This is a genomic window from Pontiella desulfatans, assembly GCF_900890425.1.
Lineage (GTDB): Bacteria > Verrucomicrobiota > Kiritimatiellia > Kiritimatiellales > Pontiellaceae > Pontiella > Pontiella desulfatans.
The window spans coordinates 1,231,182-1,251,746 of the sequence record NZ_CAAHFG010000003.1; the positions used below are offsets into that span (position 1 = coordinate 1,231,182).

The following is a 20,565-nucleotide window of genomic DNA, read 5'->3' on the forward strand; positions in this document are numbered from 1 at the left end:
GATCGGGCAAGTGAAAGGGAAAACCATGACCAAGGGAATTATTGCGGGTGTTGTTGTGTTGGCGGGCATCGCTGCGGCGGAGCGTCCGAATATTGTGTGGATCTTTTCGGACGATCATTCGTACCAGACGATCGGGGCGTATGGCGGGCGGTTGAAGGATCTGAACCTGTCGCCGAACATCGACAAGATTGCAAAGGAAGGCATGCGGTTTGATCGCGCCTATGTCGGCAATTCGATCTGTGCGCCGAGCCGGGCGACGCTGCTGACGGGCAAGCATTCCCACATGAACGGCAAGTATGACAACCGCGACGCGTTCAACCACGACCAGCAGCAGTTCCAGAAGATTCTGCAGAAGAACGGGTATCAAACGGTGATGGTCGGCAAGATCCACCTGAACGGCAAAATGCAGGGCTTCGATTATTGGGAGGTGTTGCCGGGGCAGGGTAAATACCACGATCCCGACTTCATTACCGAACAGGGCAAGACCACCTATCCCGGCCGCTATGTGACGGACGTCATCACCGAGCGTGCGCTGAACTGGTTGGAGAACGAGCGGGAGAAGGACAAACCGTTCATGCTGATGGTTCACCACAAGGCGCCGCACCGCAACTGGGATCCGGCCGACCGCCACATGTCGATGTTCGAGGGCATCGAGATTCCCGAGCCGGCCAATCTGTTCGACGACTATGCCAACCGCGGCACCGCCGCCAGCCAGCAAGACATGAGCATCGCCAAGACCATGAAGCTGGATACCGATCTGAAGGCCGAGGGAAAGCGTTTCGCCGGGAATCCGCGCTATGTGGAGAGACAAAAGTGGTTTGCCGAAAACCAGCCGGAAGGCAAGGCGCTCGTGAAGTGGAAATACCAGACCTACATGAAGGACTACCTGCGCTGCACCTGGGCGGTTGATGAGAGCGTTGGGAAAGTGCTCCAGGCCTTGGAGGAGCAGGGGCTGGCCGACAACACGATCGTGATGTATTCCTCCGACCAGGGCTTCTACATGGGCGAGCATGGCTGGTTCGACAAACGCTTCATGTATGAGGAATCGTTCCGCACCCCGCTTGTGGCCAAGTGGCCGGGCAAGATCAAGCCGGGTTCGGTCAATACCGACCTGGTGCAAAACATCGACTTTGCCGAAACCTTCCTCGAGCTGGCCGGCGCGCCGATCCCCTCCGGCATGCAGGGCAAGAGCCTCGTGCCGCTGTTCAAGGGCGAGACGCCGGAGGATTGGCGCGATTCGCTCTACTATCACTACTACGAATATCCGGCCGTCCACAGCGTCCGCCGCCACGAAGGCATCTTCGATGGCCGTTGGAAGTTGATCCGATATTACGGCGTGGATGTTCCCGGCGGCGAGGAGTGGGAGCTGTTCGACCTCCAGAACGACCCGGCGGAGATGAAGAACGTCTTTGGGCACCCGGAAAACAAGGCGCAGATCCAACGCCAGAAAAAGGAGCTCGAAGCCCTGAAAAAGCAATACCAGGTGCCCGACGAACCTCCTCCCCAGAATGCCGGAGGAAAGAAGCAGCAGAAATAGGGGGATGATATTTCGGTTGAACCGGCGGACGAAAACGGTTTCTATGCCCCTTCACTTGAACAACCCCCTCATTTTGGAGAACGATGGAACTAATACGTATTGCAGATACTCTTGAGGCTGAGCTCGTCTATGGCCCTACGGGTTGGGAACGGATCAATATCGAAACGGTCTTCGCTTCGGATTTGATGAGCGATGTCTTGATGAGCGACCGCGACGAACTGTTGCTTATGACCTCGCTTTCGACGGAGCAGTCCATCCGATCGGCGGGAATCGTAGGATCCGAGGCCGTGATTATTGCCAACAACAAGACAGTGACCGAAGGCATGATCGAGCTGGCCAAGGATCAGGAAGTCGCCTTGCTCTGCACCCGTTTCCCGAAATATGAATCGTGCGTCCGGCTGGGCCGGATCATGGAGCCTTGATGGACGGCGAGCAAAAAGAACCGCTCCAGTCGTCGTTGCGGGTTCAGGAACTCATCTACGGCCTGCGCATCAGCGAGGTGATGACCAGCAAGGTTTTCGCGGTGTCGCGCAACTGCACGATGCGCGATGTGCAGACCATCATGAAAAACAACTCCATCACCGGGGTTCCCGTGGTGGACAACAAACGCGTGGTCGGCATTATTACGATGAACGACCTGATGAATGCGCTGGAACAGGGCGCCATGGAGGAGGGGGTAACCAAATGGATGGTGGGCGAGGTGCAGACCCTCGCCGAGGAAATGCCGCTCTCCTTCGCGATTTCCGCTTTCGGTAAATTTTCCTTCCGCCAATTCCCCGTGGTGAACAAGAAAAACGAACTGACCGGCATCCTCACTTTCCGCAACATCAACCACGCCCTGATTCGGGAGTTGTCGCGCCAGTTGCGCGAAATGGAGCAGCAGCATGAACATCCGGACGAGCCGGATGCACTACGGTTGAACAAGGTGTACCAGTTGCATCGCTACGACTTCGAAAACGGGGGCAAGGCCTCCAGCGAGATTAAGAAATTCCTGAAGGAGCGCGGAATTCCGCCCAAGGTTGTGCGGCGCGTGGCGGTGGCCAGCTATGAGCTGGAAATCAACCTGGTGGCCCATTCGATCGGCGGCATGCTTGGTTTCGACATCAACACGGATCGCGTCAAGATTTCCTCGCACGACCGCGGCCCGGGGATTGAGGACACCGAGAAGGCGATGACGGAAGGCTATTCCACCGCCAACGAATGGATCCGTTCGCAAGGGTTCGGGGCCGGCATGGGATTGCCCAATGTCAAGCGGGTGTCCGACGAGTTTGCCATCGAGTCCGCCGTGGGCATGGGAACCATGGTGCAGGCCATCATCAATTTGAAACCGGAGAATGTGAATGAAGATTAGCGAAATCGAATCCCTGGAACCGTTTACCTGCCTGCAGGACGAGTTTTCCGATGTTGAAGTTCAAGCCGGCTACACGTCCGACCTGCTCAGCGATGTGATGGGCAATGCCGAAGAAGGATCCGTCTTGATTACGATCCAAGCGCACAAGAACACCGTTGCGGTTTCTTCGTTGGCCGGCGTGGTGGCCATCATCATCTGCAACAACCGTCCCGTGGCCGACGACATGCTCGAGGCCGCGCGCAACGAAGGCATTGCCATTTTCCAGACGGCTGAAAACCAGTTCAACACCTCCGCACTCATTGCCCAGCACATCGGCGGCTGCCCCGCTCGCTAGGAGACGGCAATGCATTATCGGTCGGATTTCCACATCCACAGTTGCCTGTCGCCCTGTGCGTCGCTGGAAATGTCGCCGGTTTCGATTGTGCAAAAGGCGAAGAATGCGGGGTTGAACGCCATTGCGCTTTCGGATCATAACTGCGCCTTCAACCTGCCCGGGTTTGCGGAAATCTGCGAACGGCACGGCATGGCGTGCCTCTATGGCCTGGAGGTCACCACGGTCGAGGAGGCGCATGTGCTTTGCCTGTTCGATCAGCTCGATAGCGCCATGCAACTCGGGGCGCTCGTCTACGACAGCCTGCCCGATGTCATGAACCAGCCCGAACGGTTCGGCGACCAACCGATCATCGACGAAAACGAGGAAATCCTTGGTTTTGCCGAAAAATTCCTGATCAGCGCATCGGGCTACGATGTCAGCGCCCTGCTTAAACAGGTGCATGCGCTGGGTGGGCTTTTCATCCCGGCCCACATTGACCGGCAGGTCTACGGAATTATTTCTCAGCTCGGTTTCCTGCCGGATGAACCCTTCGATGCCGTCGAGCTGACCGCCTACGGCGATCCCGCCCTGGCGCTGGACTATCCCATCGTCCGCAACTCGGACTCGCATGAACTCGGTACCATCGGCAAAGCCTTTACGGAGTTTGAGATCGATGCCCTGACCGTGGAGAACATCCGTACCTTTTTGGCGCGAGGCTGATTCCTGCCTGTTTTTCATTGAGTGCGGGGTTTTTCCTGTCCATTCTGCAACCCTGTTTGAATTTCCAATGGAAGGAACCCACCATGAAGACCGTAATGCTGTGCATCGTTAGTTTCGCCCTTGTTTCATTGTCGGCCGACGCCAAGCTCAAGGCGTTGATTGTGGATGGCCAGAACAACCATGTCGTCTGGCCGAAATCGACCATCATGATGAAGCAATATCTTGAGGAAACCGGTCTGTTCGAGGTCGATATCGACCGCACCCGCTTCATCTGGAAGTCGGAACGCGAGAAGGCATTTCTTCCGTTGGCTGGGGATTTCCCGAACGAGGCCACGAAAAATCCCCAGGCCGATCCCGAATTCAAGCCAACGTTCAAGGGCTATGATGTTGTGGTCTCCAACTTTGGATGGAAGGCGGCCGATTGGCCGGAGGAAACCCGCAAGGCGCTGGAGGATTACATGCAGGCGGGCGGCGGATTTGTTTCCGTGCATGCCGCCGACAACGCCTGGCCGCTTTGGAAGGAGTTCAACAAGATGATCGGTGTCGGGGGATGGGGCGGTCGCAACGAGAAGGACGGCCCGTTTGTCTACTACAACGACCAAGGTGAAATCATCCGCGACCTCTCCCCGGGCAACGGCGGCACGCATGGCAAAAGGCATGAGTTCCCGGTAACGGTCCGCGAGCCGGAACACCCGATTACGAAGGGGATGCCGAAGGTTTGGCTGACCTCCGAGGACGAGTGCTACGCCAAGCTGCGCGGCCCGGCCGAAAACATGACGATCCTGGCCACGGGTGAGGATTGTCTGGTGGAGGAGCGCAAAGGGCAGCACCAGCCGATGCTGATGGTGATCGACTATGGGAAGGGCCGTGTTTTCCACACCACGCTGGGGCACGATACGCCGGCGCTCGAAGGGGTGGGCTTCATTGTTTCGTTCAAGCGCGGTTGCGAATGGGCGGCCTCCGGCAAGGTGACCCAGCCGGTGCCCTCCGATTTCCCGACGGCGGAAAACGTCTCCGCGCGGAAGTTCGAGCTCAAGAAATAGGTTCCGGTTGGCCGGGATCCCAAAGTTGGCAACCGTCTTGCTACAATACGGGCCTGAATTAGAGCTCAAGGTTTAGCGAGGGAATGGATGAGGATGGGTTTGCACCGCTTTTTGATGATTTTTACCGCAGTGGCATCGGTTGGCCTGGCGGAGTCGGTTGAATACGACTTCAACGATTTCGATGACGGCCCGATCGATGGCCAGCAAGAGTGGAACGTCTACAACAAGGTCAAGGATTCCTCCCCGCTGTCGGTGATGGATGTGGTCGGGGCGCATGGCGTTGCCGGCGACAAGGCGCTTGTTTTGCAGAAATCCGACACCCCGATCCGTTGTGTAACCGGCGAGCCGGTGCGCTGGCTGCCCGGCAGCACGCTCACGGTCGAGTTTGATTTCAGGCTGGGCCAAACCGCAACGGAACCCACCCGGGATTTACCGGTGCTCGAATTCATGATCGGCAACTCGCTGCTGAGCGAAAAGGCCCGATGGGGGATTACCCTCCAAACCCTGCCCAGCGGCGATTGGAAACTCAGCGGCGCCATGCCCGATGAAGCCTCCACCAAGATTTATGGCGAGAACCTGCTGATTCGTCCGGCGAGCGATGTGTTGTTGTCCGACTGGTTCAAGTTCAAGCTCGTCGTTAAAAAGCTGGAGGAGCCCGATCGGTTCGACGCCTCGGTCGAGATCGTCGACACCAAGGGCAAGACGCTGGCAACCCTCAAGTTTGCGAGCAAAGGCAAGGACAAGGTCACCAAAGCCATGTGGAATTTGCCGCGCGTCAACGCGGGGTTCCATGTTTCGCGCGACCAACAAGGCCTCGCCGTCATCGACAATCTCGTCATTTCAACGGCAAAGTAGCATCCCTTTCCTGAATTGCCTTGACTCGCAACGCTGTTTTCCAATGATTGGCGCTTTTGTAGCGGATTCCGGTCAGTTGGAGAGGAGCATTTCATGCTAGTGGGTGGAGGCATCATTAAATCAGCCATGCAGAAGCGTGGATTCAAGCATCGGCGTACGGAGGATCAGTTTTCGATCCGAGGCGAATATGCGCGCAACCTGCAATATGTTTATTCGAAGGAATACCAGACCTCGGGCGGCCTCGTGGTCGACCTGGCCTATTTTTCCGTCGATATTTTGGGCGAAAAGCTGGTGATGGGCCTCTATCGCGAAAACCCCACCATTGAAAATGGAATCTACGTCAACGCCTCGCGATCCATCGATCTTCAAAAGTTCGATGCCGATTCCATCAACCGGGAACTCGACCGGTTGATCACGCCCGTGAGGGATCGTTTTAAATAAAGGAGATACAGAAATGAACCATGAGCAACTTTTTGCCGACCGCATCGGCGGAACCCAGTTCGGTAAATCGACCGAAATCTACAAGTTCGAAAAAATCAAGCGCGCCAAGGCCAAGGCCCGTGCGCTGCACCCCGATCTCGAAATCCTCGATTTCGGTGTGGGCGAACCCGACCAGATGGCGCCGGCCCCGATTCGCGATGCCCTGAAAATCGAGTGCGACAAGCCCGAAAACCGTGGCTACGCCGACAACGGCGGCCCCGAGTTCAAGCAGGCCGCCGCCCAATACATGAAGGAATTCTTCGGCGTCGAACTCGATCCGGCCACCGAAATCAACCATAGCATCGGCACCAAGCCCGCGCTAGCCATGCTGCCGCTGGCCTTCGTTAATCCCGGCGATGTCGTCTTCCAGACCGTGCCGGGCTATCCCGTGATGGCCACGCACTCCAAATATCTCGGCGCGGAAGTCGTCGATATCCCGTTGCTGGAAGAGAACGCCTTCCTTCCCGATCTTTCCCGGATCGACCCGGCCCTGGCCAACCGCTGCAAGTTGTTCTACATCAACTATCCGAACAACCCGACCGGAGCCGTCGCCACGCCGGAGTTCTACGATGAACTCGTGGCCTTTGCGAAGAAGCACAATATCCTGATCATCCAGGATGCGCCTTATTCCACGCTGGTCTACGACGGCGAGCGCACCTCGCTGCTGCAGCGCCCGGGCGCCAAGGAATGCACGCTGGAGCTCCACTCCATGTCCAAGGCCTACAACATGACCGGCTGGCGCCTCGCCTTTTTCTGCGGCGCCGAGTGGGCGGTCAATGCCTTGGCCACCATCAAGGACAACTGCGACAGCGGCCAGTTCAAGGCGATCCAGAAGGCCGCCTGCGCAGGCATTGCCGATATCAGCCTGGCCAATGGAATTCGCGACCACTATGAAAAGCGGCTGCGCAAGATGGCCGAAGTCCTGAAGGACGTCGGTTTCGATGCCAAGATGCCCGGCGGCACCTTCTTCATGTATCTCAAGGCGCCGAAAGGCGCGGGCGAAATTGAATTCGCCAATGCCGAGGAAGCATCGCTGTTCCTGATCGAGAACTACGGCATCTCCACCGTGCCGTGGGACAACACCGGCCCGTTCGTCCGCTTCGGCGCGGTGTTCGAATCCGCCGGGGAAGACGACGACGAGCGCGTGCTCAACGAACTCGCGGCCCGCCTCAAAAAGGCCGACCTCAAATTCTAGACCCGGCCGGATTCGACGGAAGGCGGGGTGGCAGTCCATCCCGCCTTTCTTCTGCCCTCAAGGTATATCATCCAACTACCACGATCGTGGTGGTTGGATGATATACCTTGGTGGCCGGGAAGGGGGATCCCGCTCGGTTTTTGGTTTCGTTGAACGCCAATTTACGTATGATGCCGCGATGCTTTGGATTCTCTACAACCTATTGTTTCCGGTGGTGTTTCTTTTCATGCTGCCGAAATTCCTGATGCGGATGATCCGCCGGGGGGGCTATTGGGAGCATTTCGAGCAACGGGTGGGGCATTTTGGGCGCAGAACCAAGGCCCGGTTGCGCGAGGAGCGCCGCATTTGGGTGCACGCCGTGAGCGTGGGTGAAATCTATGTGGCGTTGAAGTTCATCAAGGCCTACCGCGAAGCGCATCCGGAAACCAGTTTTGCGCTGAGTACGACCACCTCGACGGCGCATGCCATTGGTCGCAAGGAGATCGATGGGCGCGATGTGCTGTTCTATTTCCCGGTCGATCTCCCCGTCATCATCAAGAAGGTGCTTCGGATCGTTGATCCGCTCCGGATTGTTTTGGTGGAAGGGGAGTTTTGGCCCAACCTGATCCGTTTGGCCGACAACCGCGGAGTTCCGGTTTCCCTAATCAACGGCCGTATGTCGGAGCGGTCGTACAACGGCTACCGCAAACTCAGGTCGCTAACGGCCGATGTGCTGCGGCGCATTGATCCGATCTGCGTCCAAGGTGATGTCGATGCCGGGCGATTGATTGGCATTGGGGCCCCGAAGCAAAACGTACACCGTATGGGCACGGTCAAGTTCGATGTCGCGGAAGGCGATGCCGCCGGCGAACAGGTGGCGCGCGCGGTCATGGAAAAGATCCATGTTCCAGAGGGTGCCGTTGTCCTGCTGGGCGGTTCAACCTGGCCCGGCGAAGAGGCGGTTCTGTGTGAATTGTACAAACGGCTAAAGGCCGGGCATCCCGACCTGTTCCTGGTGATCGTTCCGCGGCATGTCGAACGGGCGGACGAAGTGGTTCTGTGTTTCGAGGAGCAGGGGCTCGGGTATGTGCGCCGCAGCCGGATCGACGAGTTTGAGGGGGTTGTTCAGCCCGACGTGTTGTTTGTGGATACCACCGGCGAACTGCGCAATTTCTATTCCGTGGCCGATATCATTTTCGTGGGCAAGAGCCTGAAGGAGCATGGGGGGCAGAATCCCATCGAACCTGCCATGTATGGCAAGGCGGTTGTGGTGGGCCCCAACATGGAAAACTTTCCGGCGGTAATGCCCACGTTCCTCAAGTGCAACGCGGTAGTCCAGGTGCCCGATGCCGAAACCTTGGAGGCTGAAATCGGAAGGTTGATCAAGGATTCCGCCTCCCGCGAAGCGCTCGGCCAGCGCGCGGCCAAGGTGGTGGCCGATAACCAGGGAGTCATTGAACGGACGGTCAAGCTTTTGGGTGGGGAATAGGTGGACGCGCATCGATGATTCCGCTACCTTAATCGCTCTTTAAATCAATACGGAACCAACATGTCAGATACCGATATCTACAAAAACCGAGAAGCGATGCCGATCGGAAACAAGCCGCCCAATAAAAGGCGGAAGCGCCGCAGCACATCCCACCGGGCGTTCGACGACAAGTCGCGCAAGCGCCGCAGCAAGAATTCCGGTCTGCGCCGGTTGTTGCATCTCTCCCGGAAATCCGACAACGAAAAATATTTCTGGGGAACCATGGGCATCCTCATTGTCGTGGTTCTCGCGGTCATTGGGATCTGGCAATTCGTGATCATGGAATACATTGTTCGTTCAGAGGAAACCAAGAACGAATACCTGAAATACCAGCGCAGCATTCCCGAGCATCCGGGCGCCGCCCAACCGGGCCCACCGGCCGATTCAGCCTCGGAATAGGTTTTTCCATCTGGAACGCAACGATTCAAAGCCGCTGTTTCCGCGATTCGCGTAGGGCGGCGGGCTGACTTCGACCTCAATCTGCCCATCGCTGAAGCCACTGAACCGGTTGGCCTGGTTTTCCAGCAGGACCATCCGCAGCTCCTGCTGGCCGGCCATGTAGATATAGCCTCCGATGAAGGCCAGCATCAGGCTCGGCCGGAACGGGCCAATGAAGCCGAAAAGCTGCACCGGCAAGCCGAACAGGCCGATGATCACAAACAGGCCACAGAAATATTTCGCCACCTGGGCCGCCGTCCGGGTGGCGTTCAGCCGACCGTGCTTGATCGTTAATGCCGCCCTCAGCACCCGGCCGCCATCCATCGGGAACACCGGCAGGATGTTGAAGAAAAAAAGCGCCATGTTCAGTCGGCCAAGGTCGTAGGTCAGTCCGTAGGGGAGCAGCAGCAGGGCCAGCACTAGGCTGACGGCGGGGCCGGCGGCCGCAACCAGGATTTCGTCGACCGGGTTCCGCGAGAGGTTCGAAATCTTCGCCGCACCACCGAACGGATAGAGCACGATTTCCTGGATATAGCTGCCCTTCGCCCGAGCCACGACCGAATGCCCCAGCTCATGCAATGCCACGCTTCCGAACAGCCCGATGGCCAGAATTGGAACAACCAACGGATTGATTCCTGCTGCCAGCGCCATGAAGGAAATAACACCGACGGCGATGAGAAGAGAGATGTGTAGCCGGATCGGAATGCCCAGCACGGAGCCGACCGATAGCGCGTTGTTAACCATTTTCATGTGATGCCTTGAATTTCGTGAATTCGACACGGTCATGGCTTCCGGGTTCAAAAACAAGCCGAATCCTCCATGTTTTACGCGATGGGGAGGGGTGTTGCACGCCTGCGCAGGGGTGAAAAGTTAACGACAGTTCGCGAACTGTGAGAGACAGTGCGTATGATTTTCACTTATCGACGTTGACAGGAGGAGGTAATTATCCTTTTATCCGGAAATTCGGATATATGGATAATGAGTGACATTCTCGACATTTTCAAGGCGTTGGCGGACGAGGGCCGTTTACGGATTCTGCGATCGGTTGATCAGGCGGAACTTTCGGTGGCGGAGCTTGTCCAGGCGCTGGAAATGCCGCAATCGACCGTGAGCCGGCATCTGAAGCCGATGCGCGAAGCGGGGCTGGTTGCCGCGCGCCGGGATGGGACTTCGGTCTATTACAACCGGGGCGAGCTGTTTCGCGATGCGGCTTTTGCGAGGATCCTGAACGACCGTTTGCAGGAAATTTCGGTGGCCAATCGCGATGCGGCCGCCGTTGAGCGGGTGTTGGATCTGCGCCGCAAGAAGAGCCGCGAGTTTTTCGATGAAATTGCCGGCCGCTATGGCTCGCTCACGGAACCGGGCGGGGGCTGGCAGGCGCTGGCCGCCGGGCTGGCCGCCGGGTTTTCCGGGCAGACGGTGGCCGACCTCGGTTGCGGCGAGGGGGCGCTGGCCTTGTTGCTGGCCCGCTTTGCCAAAAAGGTGGTGGCGTTCGACCAATCGGAAAAAATGCTCAAGCTGGTTTCGGAAAAGGCGGGCGCGGGCAATCTTTCGGAGCGGTTGGAACTACGGGTCGGCATTCTGGAGGAGCTGGAGTTCAACGAGCCGGAGTTCGATGCGATCTTCCTGAGCCAGGCCTTGCACCACACCTCCAATCCGGAGCAGGTGATTAGTGCCGCATCGCGGGGGCTGAAGCGGGGAGGGCAACTGGTGATCCTCGACCTTGTTCGGCATGAGCACGAGTGGACGCGCGAGGAGTGGGCGGATCAATGGCTTGGCTTTGATCCGATTGAAATCCGGGAGTGGCTGGGACATGCCGGGCTCGAACCCAGCGTGATCGATTCGCTGCCGGGGTCGACCCCCGATCTTTCAGTGCTGATCGTGGTCGGGAAAAAACAATAGTATTTATTTAGCAGAAGAGCGCAAAGTGCGCAAAGCCAGTGGGGTACTCCTTCTCGATCTTTGCGTTCTAGGTGTTGAAAGATTAACTACACAGGAGAGTTCCAATGGCAGCAAAAAAGAAGACGGCCAAGAAGGCTACGAAGAAAAAAGTGCAGGATTATGTGATCGCGGATATCTCGCTGGCCGGTTTCGGTCGCAAGGAGATGGAGCTGGCTGAATACGAGATGCCGGGCCTGATGGCGTTGCGCGAAAAGTATGGCCAGGAAAAGCCGCTGAAGGGCGCGCGCATCACGGGATCGCTCCACATGACGATCCAGACGGCGATGCTGATCGAAACCCTGCAGGAACTCGGCGCCAAGGTGCGTTGGGCGAGCTGCAATATTTTTTCCACGCAGGATCACGCGGCGGCGGCCATTGCCAAGACGGGCACGCCGGTTTTCGCGGTGAAGGGCGAAACGCTGGAAGAGTATTGGGAATACACCGACCGTATCCTCGACTGGGGCAACGGAAAGGGCCCGAACGTGATTCTCGACGATGGCGGTGACGCCACGATGTTTGTCCAGCTGGGTGTGAAGGCTGAAAAGGATCCGACCATTCTCGACAAGAAGCCGGGCAGCGAAGAGGAAGCCGTGTTCCTGGCCCAGCTCAAGAAGGCCCTGAAAAAGGACCCGACCCGTTTCTCGCGCATCGCCAAGGATATCCTCGGCGTGTCCGAAGAAACCACCACGGGCGTTCATCGCCTCTACCAGCTTGAAGCCGCAGGCGAATTGCTCTTCCCCGCCTTCAACGTCAACGATTCCGTCACCAAGTCCAAGTTCGACAACCTATACGGCTGCCGCCACTCGCTCGTCGACTCCATCATGCGTGCGACCGACGTCATGCTTTCCGGCAAGGTTGCCGTGGTGGCCGGTTATGGCGACGTGGGCAAGGGCTGTGCGCAGTCCCTCGTTGGCCAGGGCGCCCGCGTGATCGTTACCGAAATCGATCCGATCTGCGCCCTGCAGGCCGCGATGGAAGGCTATGAAGTCATGAACATGGACGACGCCGCGTTGATCGGCGACATCTTCGTGACCACCACCGGCAACTGCGATGTCATCACCGAGCGCCACATGAAGAAGATGAAGGACATGGCGATCGTCTGCAACATTGGCCACTTCGATTCCGAGATCCAGGTGGAGAAGATGAAGAAATACAAGTGGACGAACATCAAGCCGCAGGTCGATAAGATCACGATGCCGAAGGGCAACAGCATTATCCTGCTGGCCGAAGGCCGCCTGGTGAACCTGGGTTGCGCGACCGGCCACCCGAGCTTCGTGATGTCGAACAGCTTCACCAACCAGGTGCTGGCGCAGATGGAACTCTACTGCAACCCCGGCAAATATCCGGTCGGCGTCTACACGTTGCCGAAGTTTCTCGACGAGGAGGTTGCCCGCCTACATCTCGAAAAGATCGGTGTGAAGCTGGATGTGCTCACCGCCAAGCAGGCGAAGTATCTCGGCATTCCGAAGAACGGTCCGTTCAAGCCGGAGCACTACCGCTACTAATCGGTCGAATGCGCGAAAGTCAAAGGTCGAAGGTCTTCACAGGCCTTCGGCCTTTTGCGTTTGCCGACTCCAAGGACGGGAAACGGCGCGGGGCACTAATGGTGCTGACTTATATGAACTTAACTTGAATGGTCTCACCACAGAGGACACGAAGCACACAGGAGCGGGAATGTTCAATTGCTCTGTGTCTCGGTGACCTCTGTGGTAAAAAACAAATCTGTTTAATTGGGTATTAAGCACGTTCGCATGCGCTGAAAGCGCTATACAATTTAGCATGGGGCAACGCCCCATGAGTTTCGTTTACCAAATTCACCTGTCCTGAAGGGACAGCACAAACAATCGGTTGTGTTGTCCCTTCAGGACAAACTTCTTTTTGTTGCTCCGTCAAACCTTGGACTGCGTCCAAGGCTAAAATGTATAGCGCCTTCAGCGCAAAAGCCCCTTAAGTCAATGCCATTAGCGCGGGGCACCGTTCTACATGAAAAGCAGCATGGCGGCGATGTAGAGCCCGATCATGATGACTGCGACGGGGGTGGCGGCCTTGCGCGAACGCGTGCGGAGCAGGGCGCCGCCGAGGAAGGTCAATAGCAGGATGAGTGCAACGCTTGTCCAATGGCTCGGCGAGGCGTGTTCCAGCAGGCTTTCCTTGCGCATGGCGATATCGGCCACGAAGATGATCAGCAGGTTGAACATGTTGCTGCCGAGCACGTTTCCAACGGCCATGTCGAGGAAGCCCATGCGGATGCTGGCGAATGAAATCACAAGTTCCGGCAGGCTGGTGGAGATGGCAAGGAAGAGGGTGCCGATCAGGCTGGCTTCCATCCCGAAGCCGCCCTGTTCCGGAGGCAATGCCATGCGGGAGCCGAGGATGGAAAGGATGATGCCGCCGATGATGATCAAGCCGCACAGGCCGAGCAGTATGCTGTAGAAGTGGAGTGCGGGGGTTTGGGTGAGTTCGGTTTCTTGCGGCAGGTGCGGCTCGTCGGCTTCCTGATGCTGCCTATGCTCGCGCAGCAGAATGAAGGAATAGGCAACGGGCAGGGCAAGCACCGGCACGGTGCAGTCCAGTCCAGGCACGAGCCAGTTGCCCCAGTTCGAAGCCAGATAGGCGATCGAAAAAAGGCCCAGCATGAGCAACCCGTAGAGGGCGGAGTCCGTGTGCGGGTCGTCCATTTCCTGCGGCTTGAACTTGGCCGGGAACAGCAGGGCCATGAAGGCCAGGATCAGCAGGTTGAAAACATTCGAACCCAGCATGTTGCCGGTCGCCAGGTCGGCGCCTTGGGCGAGTTCGGTTGCGTTGAGCACCGAGGTCAGCGAAACCACGAGTTCCGGCAGGCTGGTCACCCCGGCGAGGAAGACCAGCCCCACCAATCCGTTGCCCAGCCCGGTGCGGTCGCCCAGCGCATCGCCATAGATGCTCAGCCGGATACCGGCCAGAACCACCACGGTGGCGGTGGCCACAAACGCCAGCACCAGTCCGGTTTGCGTGCCTATCAATTGTTCAAAGAATTGCATCGTTAGGCGCAAGTGGTTTTCTTGGAATCTTCATATAGGGTGTCGGGGCAGATGTCCTGTTCATGTGGCCAGACCACCGTTCCGTACTGAACCGAGGCTTGCTTGAAGTAGCCTTTGTCCTGCAGTTCAATGAAAACACCAAAGTCCAGAAGGGGGGAGCAATCGTAGACGCCTTCCTCTCCATTGGTAAAAACGAGTTCAAGGGTGTATTGGTCGGTTGGGGTGACGCTTTTGATTCGTGGATTCATGTTTTCTTATCTCAATGGATCGATCTTATATGGTTGTTGACCTTTGGCGGCCAATTCCCAGTCGGCCATCAGTTCATCGCGGTGGATTTCCATCCAAGCCAGAACCAGTTTCAATTTGTTGGCAGGCAGGTTGCCTTCCAGGGTTTCTCCATCGGGGAGGGCAATCACCGCTTCCTGCTCCTGATATGAGACATGGATGTGAGGCTTCTTATGTCGTCGGTTGTCCATGAAATACATATGGACGATGATTCCATAAAACATTGATATGACTGGCACGGCACTCTCCTTCCTGCGTTTGCCCAATACTCTACTGAACAGTGTGGTTTGCAATCAATTCCTTATCCTTTGTTCTGCGACAGTTTGTCGCGGTGTGCCGTCGAATTGTCCCGGTTTGGTGGGAGCGGCAACTCCGATGTGCGTAAAAAGGTTGGTTTTTGCGTTGGCACGGTCGGTGCAATAGGCCCATTGGATTTTTTTAATGGAGCCCATATTATGGATATGAACAAGACGACCCAGAAGGTTCAGGAGGCGCTGCAGCAGGCGCAGGTGAAGGCGTTGCGGTATGGTCATCGTGAGGTGGATGCCGAACACGTGCTTTTCGCGTTGATGGAGCAGGAGGGTGGGCTGGTTCCTCGCCTGATCGAAAGCATGGGGGCTTCGGTGCCGGTGGTCACCGCGCAACTGGAGCAGGAGCTGGAGAAGCGGCCGAGTGTTCAAGGGGCGACGGAGGCCGGCAAGGTCTATGTGACCCAGCGCTTGAATCAGTTGTTGGTCAAGGCGGCCGACGAAGCCCGGAAGCTCAAGGACGAGTTTGTCTCGGTGGAGCATTTGCTGCTGGTCTTTGCCGACGAGGTTCGGCTGCTCAAGGATCATGGAATCGACCGCAACGCGGTGCTGAAGGCGTTGGAAAAGGTGCGCGGAAACCAGCGGGTGACGTCCGATAACCCGGAAGGGCAGTACGAGGCGCTGGAGAAATATGGCCAGGATCTCGTTGCGGTGGCCCGTTCCGGCAAGATGGATCCGGTGATTGGGCGCGATGTCGAGATCCGCTCGGTGATCCGGATCCTTTCGCGAAAGACGAAGAACAATCCAGTGCTGATCGGCGAGCCGGGTGTGGGCAAGACCGCGATCGTTGAAGGGCTGGCCCAGCGCATCGTGCGCGGCGACGTTCCGGAGGGGTTGAAGGAAAAGTCGATCTGGGCACTGGACATGACGGCGCTGATGGCCGGCGCGAAATACCGCGGCGAGTTCGAGGAGCGCCTGAAGGCCGTACTGCATGAAATCAAGGCTTCCGAGGGGCGGATTATCCTGTTTATCGACGAGTTGCATACGATCGTGGGCGCGGGCAGGACCGAGGGGTCGTCCGATGCCGGCAACATGCTCAAGCCGATGCTCGCGCGTGGCGAGCTGCACTGCATTGGCGCCACGACGCTCGACGAACACCGTAAATACATTGAAAAGGATTCCGCGCTGGAGCGCCGGTTCCAGCCGGTGCTGGTGGATGTTCCGAGCGTGGAGGATACGATTTCGATCCTGCGTGGCTTGAAGGAACGCTTCGAGGTGCACCACGGCGTACGCATCCAGGATGCGGCATTGGTTTCCTCGGCCGTGCTTTCGGACCGCTATATTTCCGACCGCTTCCTGCCGGACAAGGCGATCGACCTGATGGACGAGGCCTGCGCAACCATCCGCACGGAAATCGACTCGATGCCGACCGAGCTGGACGAAATCACCCGCAAGGTGATGCGCCTGGAGATTGAGGAAACGGCGCTGAAGAAGGAAAAGGACAAGGCCAGCAAAGAGCGTCTGGAGGCGCTGCGAAAGGAACTGGCCGACCTGCGCACCGACGCCGATGCCATGAAGGCGCAATGGGAAAACGAGAAGGGCGGAATTGAAAAGGTGCGCGAGCTGCGCGAAGGGCTGGAATTAGCCAAGCAGGAGGCCGAAAAGGCGGAGCGGGACTATGACCTCGAGCGCGTCGCCAAGCTCCGCCACGGAACCATTCCGGACATTGTGAAGCATTTGGCGGAGGCCGAAGCCGCAATGGCGGATCGTAAGGCAGGAACCCTGTTGCGCGAAGAAGTGACCGAGGAGGAGATTGCCGAGGTGATTTCCCGTTGGGTGGGTATTCCGTTGACCAAGCTGCTCGAAGGCGAGCGCGAAAAGCTGTTGAAGCTCGACGATGTTTTGCACGAGCGGGTGATCGGCCAGGACGAGGCGGTTCAAGCCGTTGCCGATGCCGTTCTCCGTGCCCGTGCCGGAATCAAGAATCCGAACCGGCCGATCGGTTCGTTCCTGTTCCTCGGGCCGACCGGGGTGGGCAAGACCGAGCTGGCGCGTACGCTGGCGTGGGAGCTGTTCGATTCGGAAACCAACATGGTGCGGATCGACATGAGCGAATACATGGAAAAGCACACGGTTTCGCGCCTGGTCGGCGCCCCTCCCGGCTATGTCGGTTTCGAGGAGGGCGGCCAGCTGACCGAGGCGGTGCGGCGCAAACCCTATTCGGTGGTGCTGCTCGATGAAATTGAAAAGGCGCACCCCGACGTGTTCAATGTCCTGCTCCAGATCCTGGAAGATGGACGCCTGACCGATTCGCACGGGCGGACGGTCAATTTCAAGAACACGATCATCATCATGACCAGCAACATTGGTTCAACCCATCTGCTGGAAGGCATTGGTTCCGATGGGCATATCGACGCCGACGCCCGTGAAAGCGTGATGAAGGCGCTCAGGAGCCATTTCCGTCCGGAGTTCCTCAACCGGATCGATGAAACGGTTCTCTTCAAGCCGCTCACGCTCGACGAAATCACCGGTGTGGTGGAGTTGCTGATCGCCGATCTCCGGCGCCGGTTGGCCGGTCAGGGCATTGGGCTTGAAATCGGCAAGGACGCCGAGCATTTCATTGCCAGGGAAGGCTATGATCCCGTCTACGGAGCCCGGCCCTTGAAGCGTTTCATCCAGCAGCAGCTGGAAACGCCGATCTCGAGAGCCATCATTTCCGGTCAGTTGTCCGAAGGGGCGAGTGCGCATATCGATGTGGAGAACGGTGCCCTGAAGATCGACCAATGACCGGGGCAGTAGTGGGAAAAAACACGGGCAGCGATGCAGCTTGACGACAGACCTTGATCCAGCCCGGCAAGGAATCGTCAAAACATCGCGCCAACCCATCCCCAAAATGAACCGCCACCTCGCGCGGCACACTCGAATCGCAATGGATTCCAGTGTAACCCCTTGCAACGGCAGGCCGCTGCAATGGGCCGAATGCCGCCGGGCCGTGGTGTCGTTCTAACAATTTGATGGTGGACAAGTCTTGGGGTGTTTGTAAACCTAGGCGCTTTGAATTTAGTGGGAGCAGGGCATGCCGGCAAAAAGAAGATACAACATTAAGGGCACAAATGATTTCCTCGTGCTTGCCGGGATATTCTTTTTCCTCTGTCTCTGGGCGGTAAAGGACGCCTGGTATCCTTCGCCCAAGGTGCTGAAAAAGCATCCCCTGGCCATCGAGGTTGCGTTCGAAACGGATGGTTCGGTGGGCAGGGTCAACGTGCAGGAGGGCGATAGCATTGGAGAAAAGCAGGTGTTGGCCAGCTTGCGGCTCGACCGCATCAGTGCGGATTACGAAGAGGCCAAGAATACCTATACCGCCGCCAAGAAAAAGTTTGCCATGCGCCAGATGGCCCATAAAAACGCCGTGAAAAACGGGGCGTCCGACAATGGTATTTCCGAGCTGGAAGCAGGGGTCGCCGAAGCCAAGTCCGCCGAGGAAGTGGCTCTTGCCAGCGTGACCGAGCTGCGAAAGGCCCTGGATGCCGGCGAGTTGCTTTCGCCAACCAAGGGCAAGGTCAAGGAAATCAGGGCGCACACCCATTCGATGGTCAAGGCGGGCGACACCATCATGGTGCTTGATCCCAAGGACCATTTCTACCTCTTCAACAAAAGTCTGGCCATCTTCAGCTTCTTTGCTTTCTGGATCTTTTTGGCGATCCATGTTCTGGCGCGTTAGGCGCTGTGCAGGTTGAAGGTTTTTTGGGCTAATGCCCACGGGGCAAAGACCGGTGGGGCGATCTTGGACTTTACGGATTTCGACCCTGGTTTGTTTCACAAATCCATAAATATCATCGGATTAGCTTGACCGATCAACACCGCTGAATAATATCCGTGGTTCATTTTTCGGAAAATCGGTTTTCCTTTTATTGAAACGTCTAAAACTCAAGGAGATATATAAATGACGAAAAGAGATTTGGTAATGCGCATCGCGGACGAAACCGGCCTGATCCAGCAGGATGTTTACGCCGTTATCCAGAAGAGCCTCGACTACATCGTGGAAGCCCTCGAAAACGACGATACCGTCGAGTTCCGCAATTTCGGTGTTTTCGAAGTCCGCGAACGCAAGCAGCGCATCGGCCGCAATCCGAACAAGCCTGAAAACGTGGTCACCATTCCGGCCCGTAAAGTGGTTAAGTTCAAGCCCGGAAAAATCATGCGCGAGCGTATCACCGGCGAATAACCCGTTTGGCGACGCCAAGCGGGAAACGATAAATCCCAATTCCGAACCACTAAACAAATTCAAGTTGGAAATTCCAAAGGCAGGAAACAGAGTGTTTTTGATTTTGACGCTTGGTTTTTGAGATTTGTTTAGGATTTGGAAATTAGAATTTAGGATTTCAATCAAATGGCAAGTAACGAATTCCAGCCCCTGCAGGGCATGTCCGACATCCAGGCGCCGGAGATTTATCTCTGGCGCATGATGGAGGAGCGTGCGCGCTCGGTCTTCAACAGCTACGGCTACGAAGAGTTGCGCACGCCCGTGCTTGAAAAGCTTTCCGTCTACCAGCGCTCGCTCGGCGACACCACCGACGTGGTCAAGAAGGAGATGTATTCCTTCAAACCCAGCAAGCACGAGCTGGCCATGCGGCCGGAAGGCACGGCTGGAACCATCCGCCATTTGGCGGGGCGCGGCGAGGAGGGCCTCGGCGCCCGCGTCTTCTATATTGCCCCGATGTTCCGCTACGAGCGCCCGCAGGCCGGCCGCAAGCGCCAGTTCCACCAGCTCGGCGTCGAAGCCACCGGCGAACCGAATCCGCTGGCCGATGCCGAGTGCATTGCGCTCCAGAAGGCCCTGCTCGATTCCTGGGGGCTAACCGGCTCCAAGATCCAGGTCAGCACGCGCGGCGAACCCTCCGACCGCAAGCCGGTCGCCGACGGGCTGCGCGATGCGCTCCGTCCGTTTGAAAAGGAGCTGTGCGAAGACTGCCAGCGCCGGATCGACGAAAACGTCCTGCGCGTTATCGACTGCAAAAACGAAAACTGCCAGAAGATCGTCGACCAGATTCCCTCGGCCATCGAATTCATGAGCGATTCCTCGCGCAACTATCTAAAGCAGGTGGTCGACGCGTTGGCGGCCATGGGCATCGAAGTGGTGGTCAACCCCAAGTTGATCCGTGGGCTCGACTACTACGTGCACACCGTCTGGGAAATCAGCCACTCCGCGCTCGGTGCGCAGGATGCGCTGGCGGGCGGTGGGCGCTACGAAATTGCCCTTGGGAAAAAGGCCATTCCCGGCGTTGGTTTCGCGGTGGGTTTCGAGCGCGCCATCATGGCGCTGGAAGCCTGCGGCATTACCGGCGAACAGTTTGCTCCCGCATGCGGCATCTGGTTGGTTTCGCTCGGCGAAGCGGCCCTGGTTGAAAACATGAAACTGGCCGCCGGGCTGCGCGCCAAGGGCGTCCGCTGCGGCATGGAACTCGCCGCCAAAAGCATGAAGGCGCAGATGCGCAAGGCCGACCGCTCCGGTGCCGAAAAGGTGATCATTCGCGGCGAAGATGAAATTGCAAAGGGTATTGTTGTCGTTAAGGACATGGCCGAAGGAACGCAGGTAGAACAGAGCTTGGAGGACGTCTTGCGCACTGCGTAA

Annotated in this window: 21 protein-coding genes; 17 read left to right on the forward strand and 4 right to left on the reverse strand. The window is 57.5% G+C overall.

The window, feature by feature from the left end; genetic code table 11:
• The first annotated feature begins 25 nt into the window (after window positions 1-25).
• The 11 genes from E9954_RS25495 to E9954_RS25545 all read left to right on the forward strand — a co-directional run bounded on the left by E9954_RS25495 (window position 26) and on the right by E9954_RS25545 (window position 9,400).
• The gene (locus E9954_RS25495) at window positions 26-1,537 is read left to right on the forward strand and encodes a sulfatase family protein (protein ID WP_136082085.1); all 1,512 of its coding nucleotides are present in this window, start codon (window positions 26-28) and stop codon (window positions 1,535-1,537) included.
• Window positions 1,538-1,620: 83 nt separating this feature from the next.
• Window positions 1,621-1,959 carry a hypothetical protein gene (locus tag E9954_RS25500; RefSeq protein ID WP_136082086.1) on the forward strand — a complete coding sequence of 113 codons (339 nt, stop codon included), beginning with the start codon at window positions 1,621-1,623 and terminating at the stop codon, window positions 1,957-1,959.
• Window positions 1,959-2,888, forward strand: coding sequence for a CBS domain-containing protein (locus tag E9954_RS25505; protein WP_136082087.1), 930 nt, complete (start codon window positions 1,959-1,961; stop codon window positions 2,886-2,888). Before E9954_RS25500 ends, E9954_RS25505 begins: the two co-directional genes overlap by 1 nt.
• A complete protein-coding gene (locus tag E9954_RS25510) occupies window positions 2,878-3,222 on the forward strand; it encodes an iron-sulfur binding hydrogenase (protein ID WP_136082088.1) in 345 nt (114 codons plus the stop codon). Before E9954_RS25505 ends, E9954_RS25510 begins: the two co-directional genes overlap by 11 nt.
• 9 nt (window positions 3,223-3,231) lie before the next feature.
• Window positions 3,232-3,921, forward strand: coding sequence for a PHP domain-containing protein (locus E9954_RS25515; RefSeq protein ID WP_136082089.1), 690 nt, complete (start codon window positions 3,232-3,234; stop codon window positions 3,919-3,921).
• 83 nt (window positions 3,922-4,004) lie between these two features.
• Entirely contained in the window at window positions 4,005-4,964 is a 960-nt protein-coding gene (locus E9954_RS25520) for a ThuA domain-containing protein (protein ID WP_136082090.1), read from the forward strand.
• A gap of 87 nt (window positions 4,965-5,051) precedes the next feature.
• Window positions 5,052-5,819, forward strand: a complete 768-nt coding sequence (locus tag E9954_RS25525) for a hypothetical protein (protein WP_136082091.1) — start codon at window positions 5,052-5,054, stop codon at window positions 5,817-5,819.
• 93 nt (window positions 5,820-5,912) lie between these two features.
• Complete coding sequence (locus E9954_RS25530; RefSeq protein ID WP_136082092.1) at window positions 5,913-6,260, forward strand: hypothetical protein; 348 nt, start codon at window positions 5,913-5,915, stop codon at window positions 6,258-6,260.
• 13 nt (window positions 6,261-6,273) lie between these two features.
• A complete protein-coding gene (locus E9954_RS25535) occupies window positions 6,274-7,494 on the forward strand; it encodes an LL-diaminopimelate aminotransferase (protein WP_136082093.1) in 1,221 nt (406 codons plus the stop codon).
• Between the two features lie 97 nt (window positions 7,495-7,591).
• Complete coding sequence (locus E9954_RS25540; protein ID WP_136082094.1) at window positions 7,592-8,962, forward strand: 3-deoxy-D-manno-octulosonic acid transferase; 1,371 nt, start codon at window positions 7,592-7,594, stop codon at window positions 8,960-8,962.
• Between the two features lie 60 nt (window positions 8,963-9,022).
• Window positions 9,023-9,400 (forward strand): hypothetical protein, encoded by a 378-nt coding sequence (locus E9954_RS25545; RefSeq protein WP_136082095.1) that lies wholly within the window; start codon window positions 9,023-9,025, stop codon window positions 9,398-9,400.
• Here E9954_RS25545 and E9954_RS25550 read toward each other — a convergent pair.
• Window positions 9,386-10,189: a M50 family metallopeptidase gene (locus E9954_RS25550; RefSeq protein ID WP_168442599.1), complete on the reverse strand. Its 804-nt coding sequence runs from the start codon at window positions 10,187-10,189 to the stop codon at window positions 9,386-9,388. The genes E9954_RS25545 and E9954_RS25550 overlap by 15 nt on opposite strands.
• A 228-nt stretch (window positions 10,190-10,417) precedes the next feature.
• Here E9954_RS25550 and E9954_RS25555 point away from each other — a divergent pair, with 228 nt between their 5' ends.
• Together E9954_RS25555 and ahcY are read left to right on the forward strand one after the other, a co-directional pair.
• Complete coding sequence (locus tag E9954_RS25555) at window positions 10,418-11,341, forward strand: ArsR/SmtB family transcription factor (RefSeq protein ID WP_136082097.1); 924 nt, start codon at window positions 10,418-10,420, stop codon at window positions 11,339-11,341.
• Between the two features lie 104 nt (window positions 11,342-11,445).
• Window positions 11,446-12,885, forward strand: coding sequence for an adenosylhomocysteinase (ahcY, locus tag E9954_RS25560; RefSeq protein ID WP_136082098.1), 1,440 nt, complete (start codon window positions 11,446-11,448; stop codon window positions 12,883-12,885).
• A gap of 474 nt (window positions 12,886-13,359) precedes the next feature.
• On the opposite strand, the gene E9954_RS25565 is transcribed toward ahcY, so the two are convergent.
• From E9954_RS25565 to dhiT, 3 genes are read right to left on the reverse strand one after another with little or no spacing between them, the layout of a single operon-like run.
• A complete protein-coding gene (locus E9954_RS25565; RefSeq protein WP_136082099.1) occupies window positions 13,360-14,400 on the reverse strand; it encodes a sodium:calcium antiporter in 1,041 nt (346 codons plus the stop codon).
• A 2-nt stretch (window positions 14,401-14,402) separates the two neighbouring features.
• Window positions 14,403-14,648, reverse strand: coding sequence for a DUF2442 domain-containing protein (locus E9954_RS25570; protein WP_136082100.1), 246 nt, complete (start codon window positions 14,646-14,648; stop codon window positions 14,403-14,405).
• A gap of 6 nt (window positions 14,649-14,654) precedes the next feature.
• A complete protein-coding gene (gene dhiT / locus E9954_RS25575) occupies window positions 14,655-14,924 on the reverse strand; it encodes a type II toxin-antitoxin system toxin DhiT (RefSeq protein ID WP_136082101.1) in 270 nt (89 codons plus the stop codon).
• A 216-nt stretch (window positions 14,925-15,140) separates the two neighbouring features.
• Here dhiT and clpB point away from each other — a divergent pair, with 216 nt between their 5' ends.
• From clpB to hisS, 4 genes are all read left to right on the forward strand, one after another.
• Entirely contained in the window at window positions 15,141-17,720 is a 2,580-nt protein-coding gene (gene clpB / locus E9954_RS25580) for an ATP-dependent chaperone ClpB (RefSeq protein WP_136082102.1), read from the forward strand.
• A gap of 289 nt (window positions 17,721-18,009) precedes the next feature.
• A complete protein-coding gene (locus tag E9954_RS25585; RefSeq protein WP_136082103.1) occupies window positions 18,010-18,654 on the forward strand; it encodes an efflux RND transporter periplasmic adaptor subunit in 645 nt (214 codons plus the stop codon).
• A 222-nt stretch (window positions 18,655-18,876) separates the two neighbouring features.
• Complete coding sequence (locus E9954_RS25590; RefSeq protein ID WP_130594406.1) at window positions 18,877-19,158, forward strand: HU family DNA-binding protein; 282 nt, start codon at window positions 18,877-18,879, stop codon at window positions 19,156-19,158.
• A gap of 165 nt (window positions 19,159-19,323) precedes the next feature.
• On the forward strand, window positions 19,324-20,565 hold the full coding sequence (hisS, locus tag E9954_RS25595) for a histidine--tRNA ligase (protein WP_136082104.1): 1,242 nt from the start codon (window positions 19,324-19,326) through the stop codon (window positions 20,563-20,565).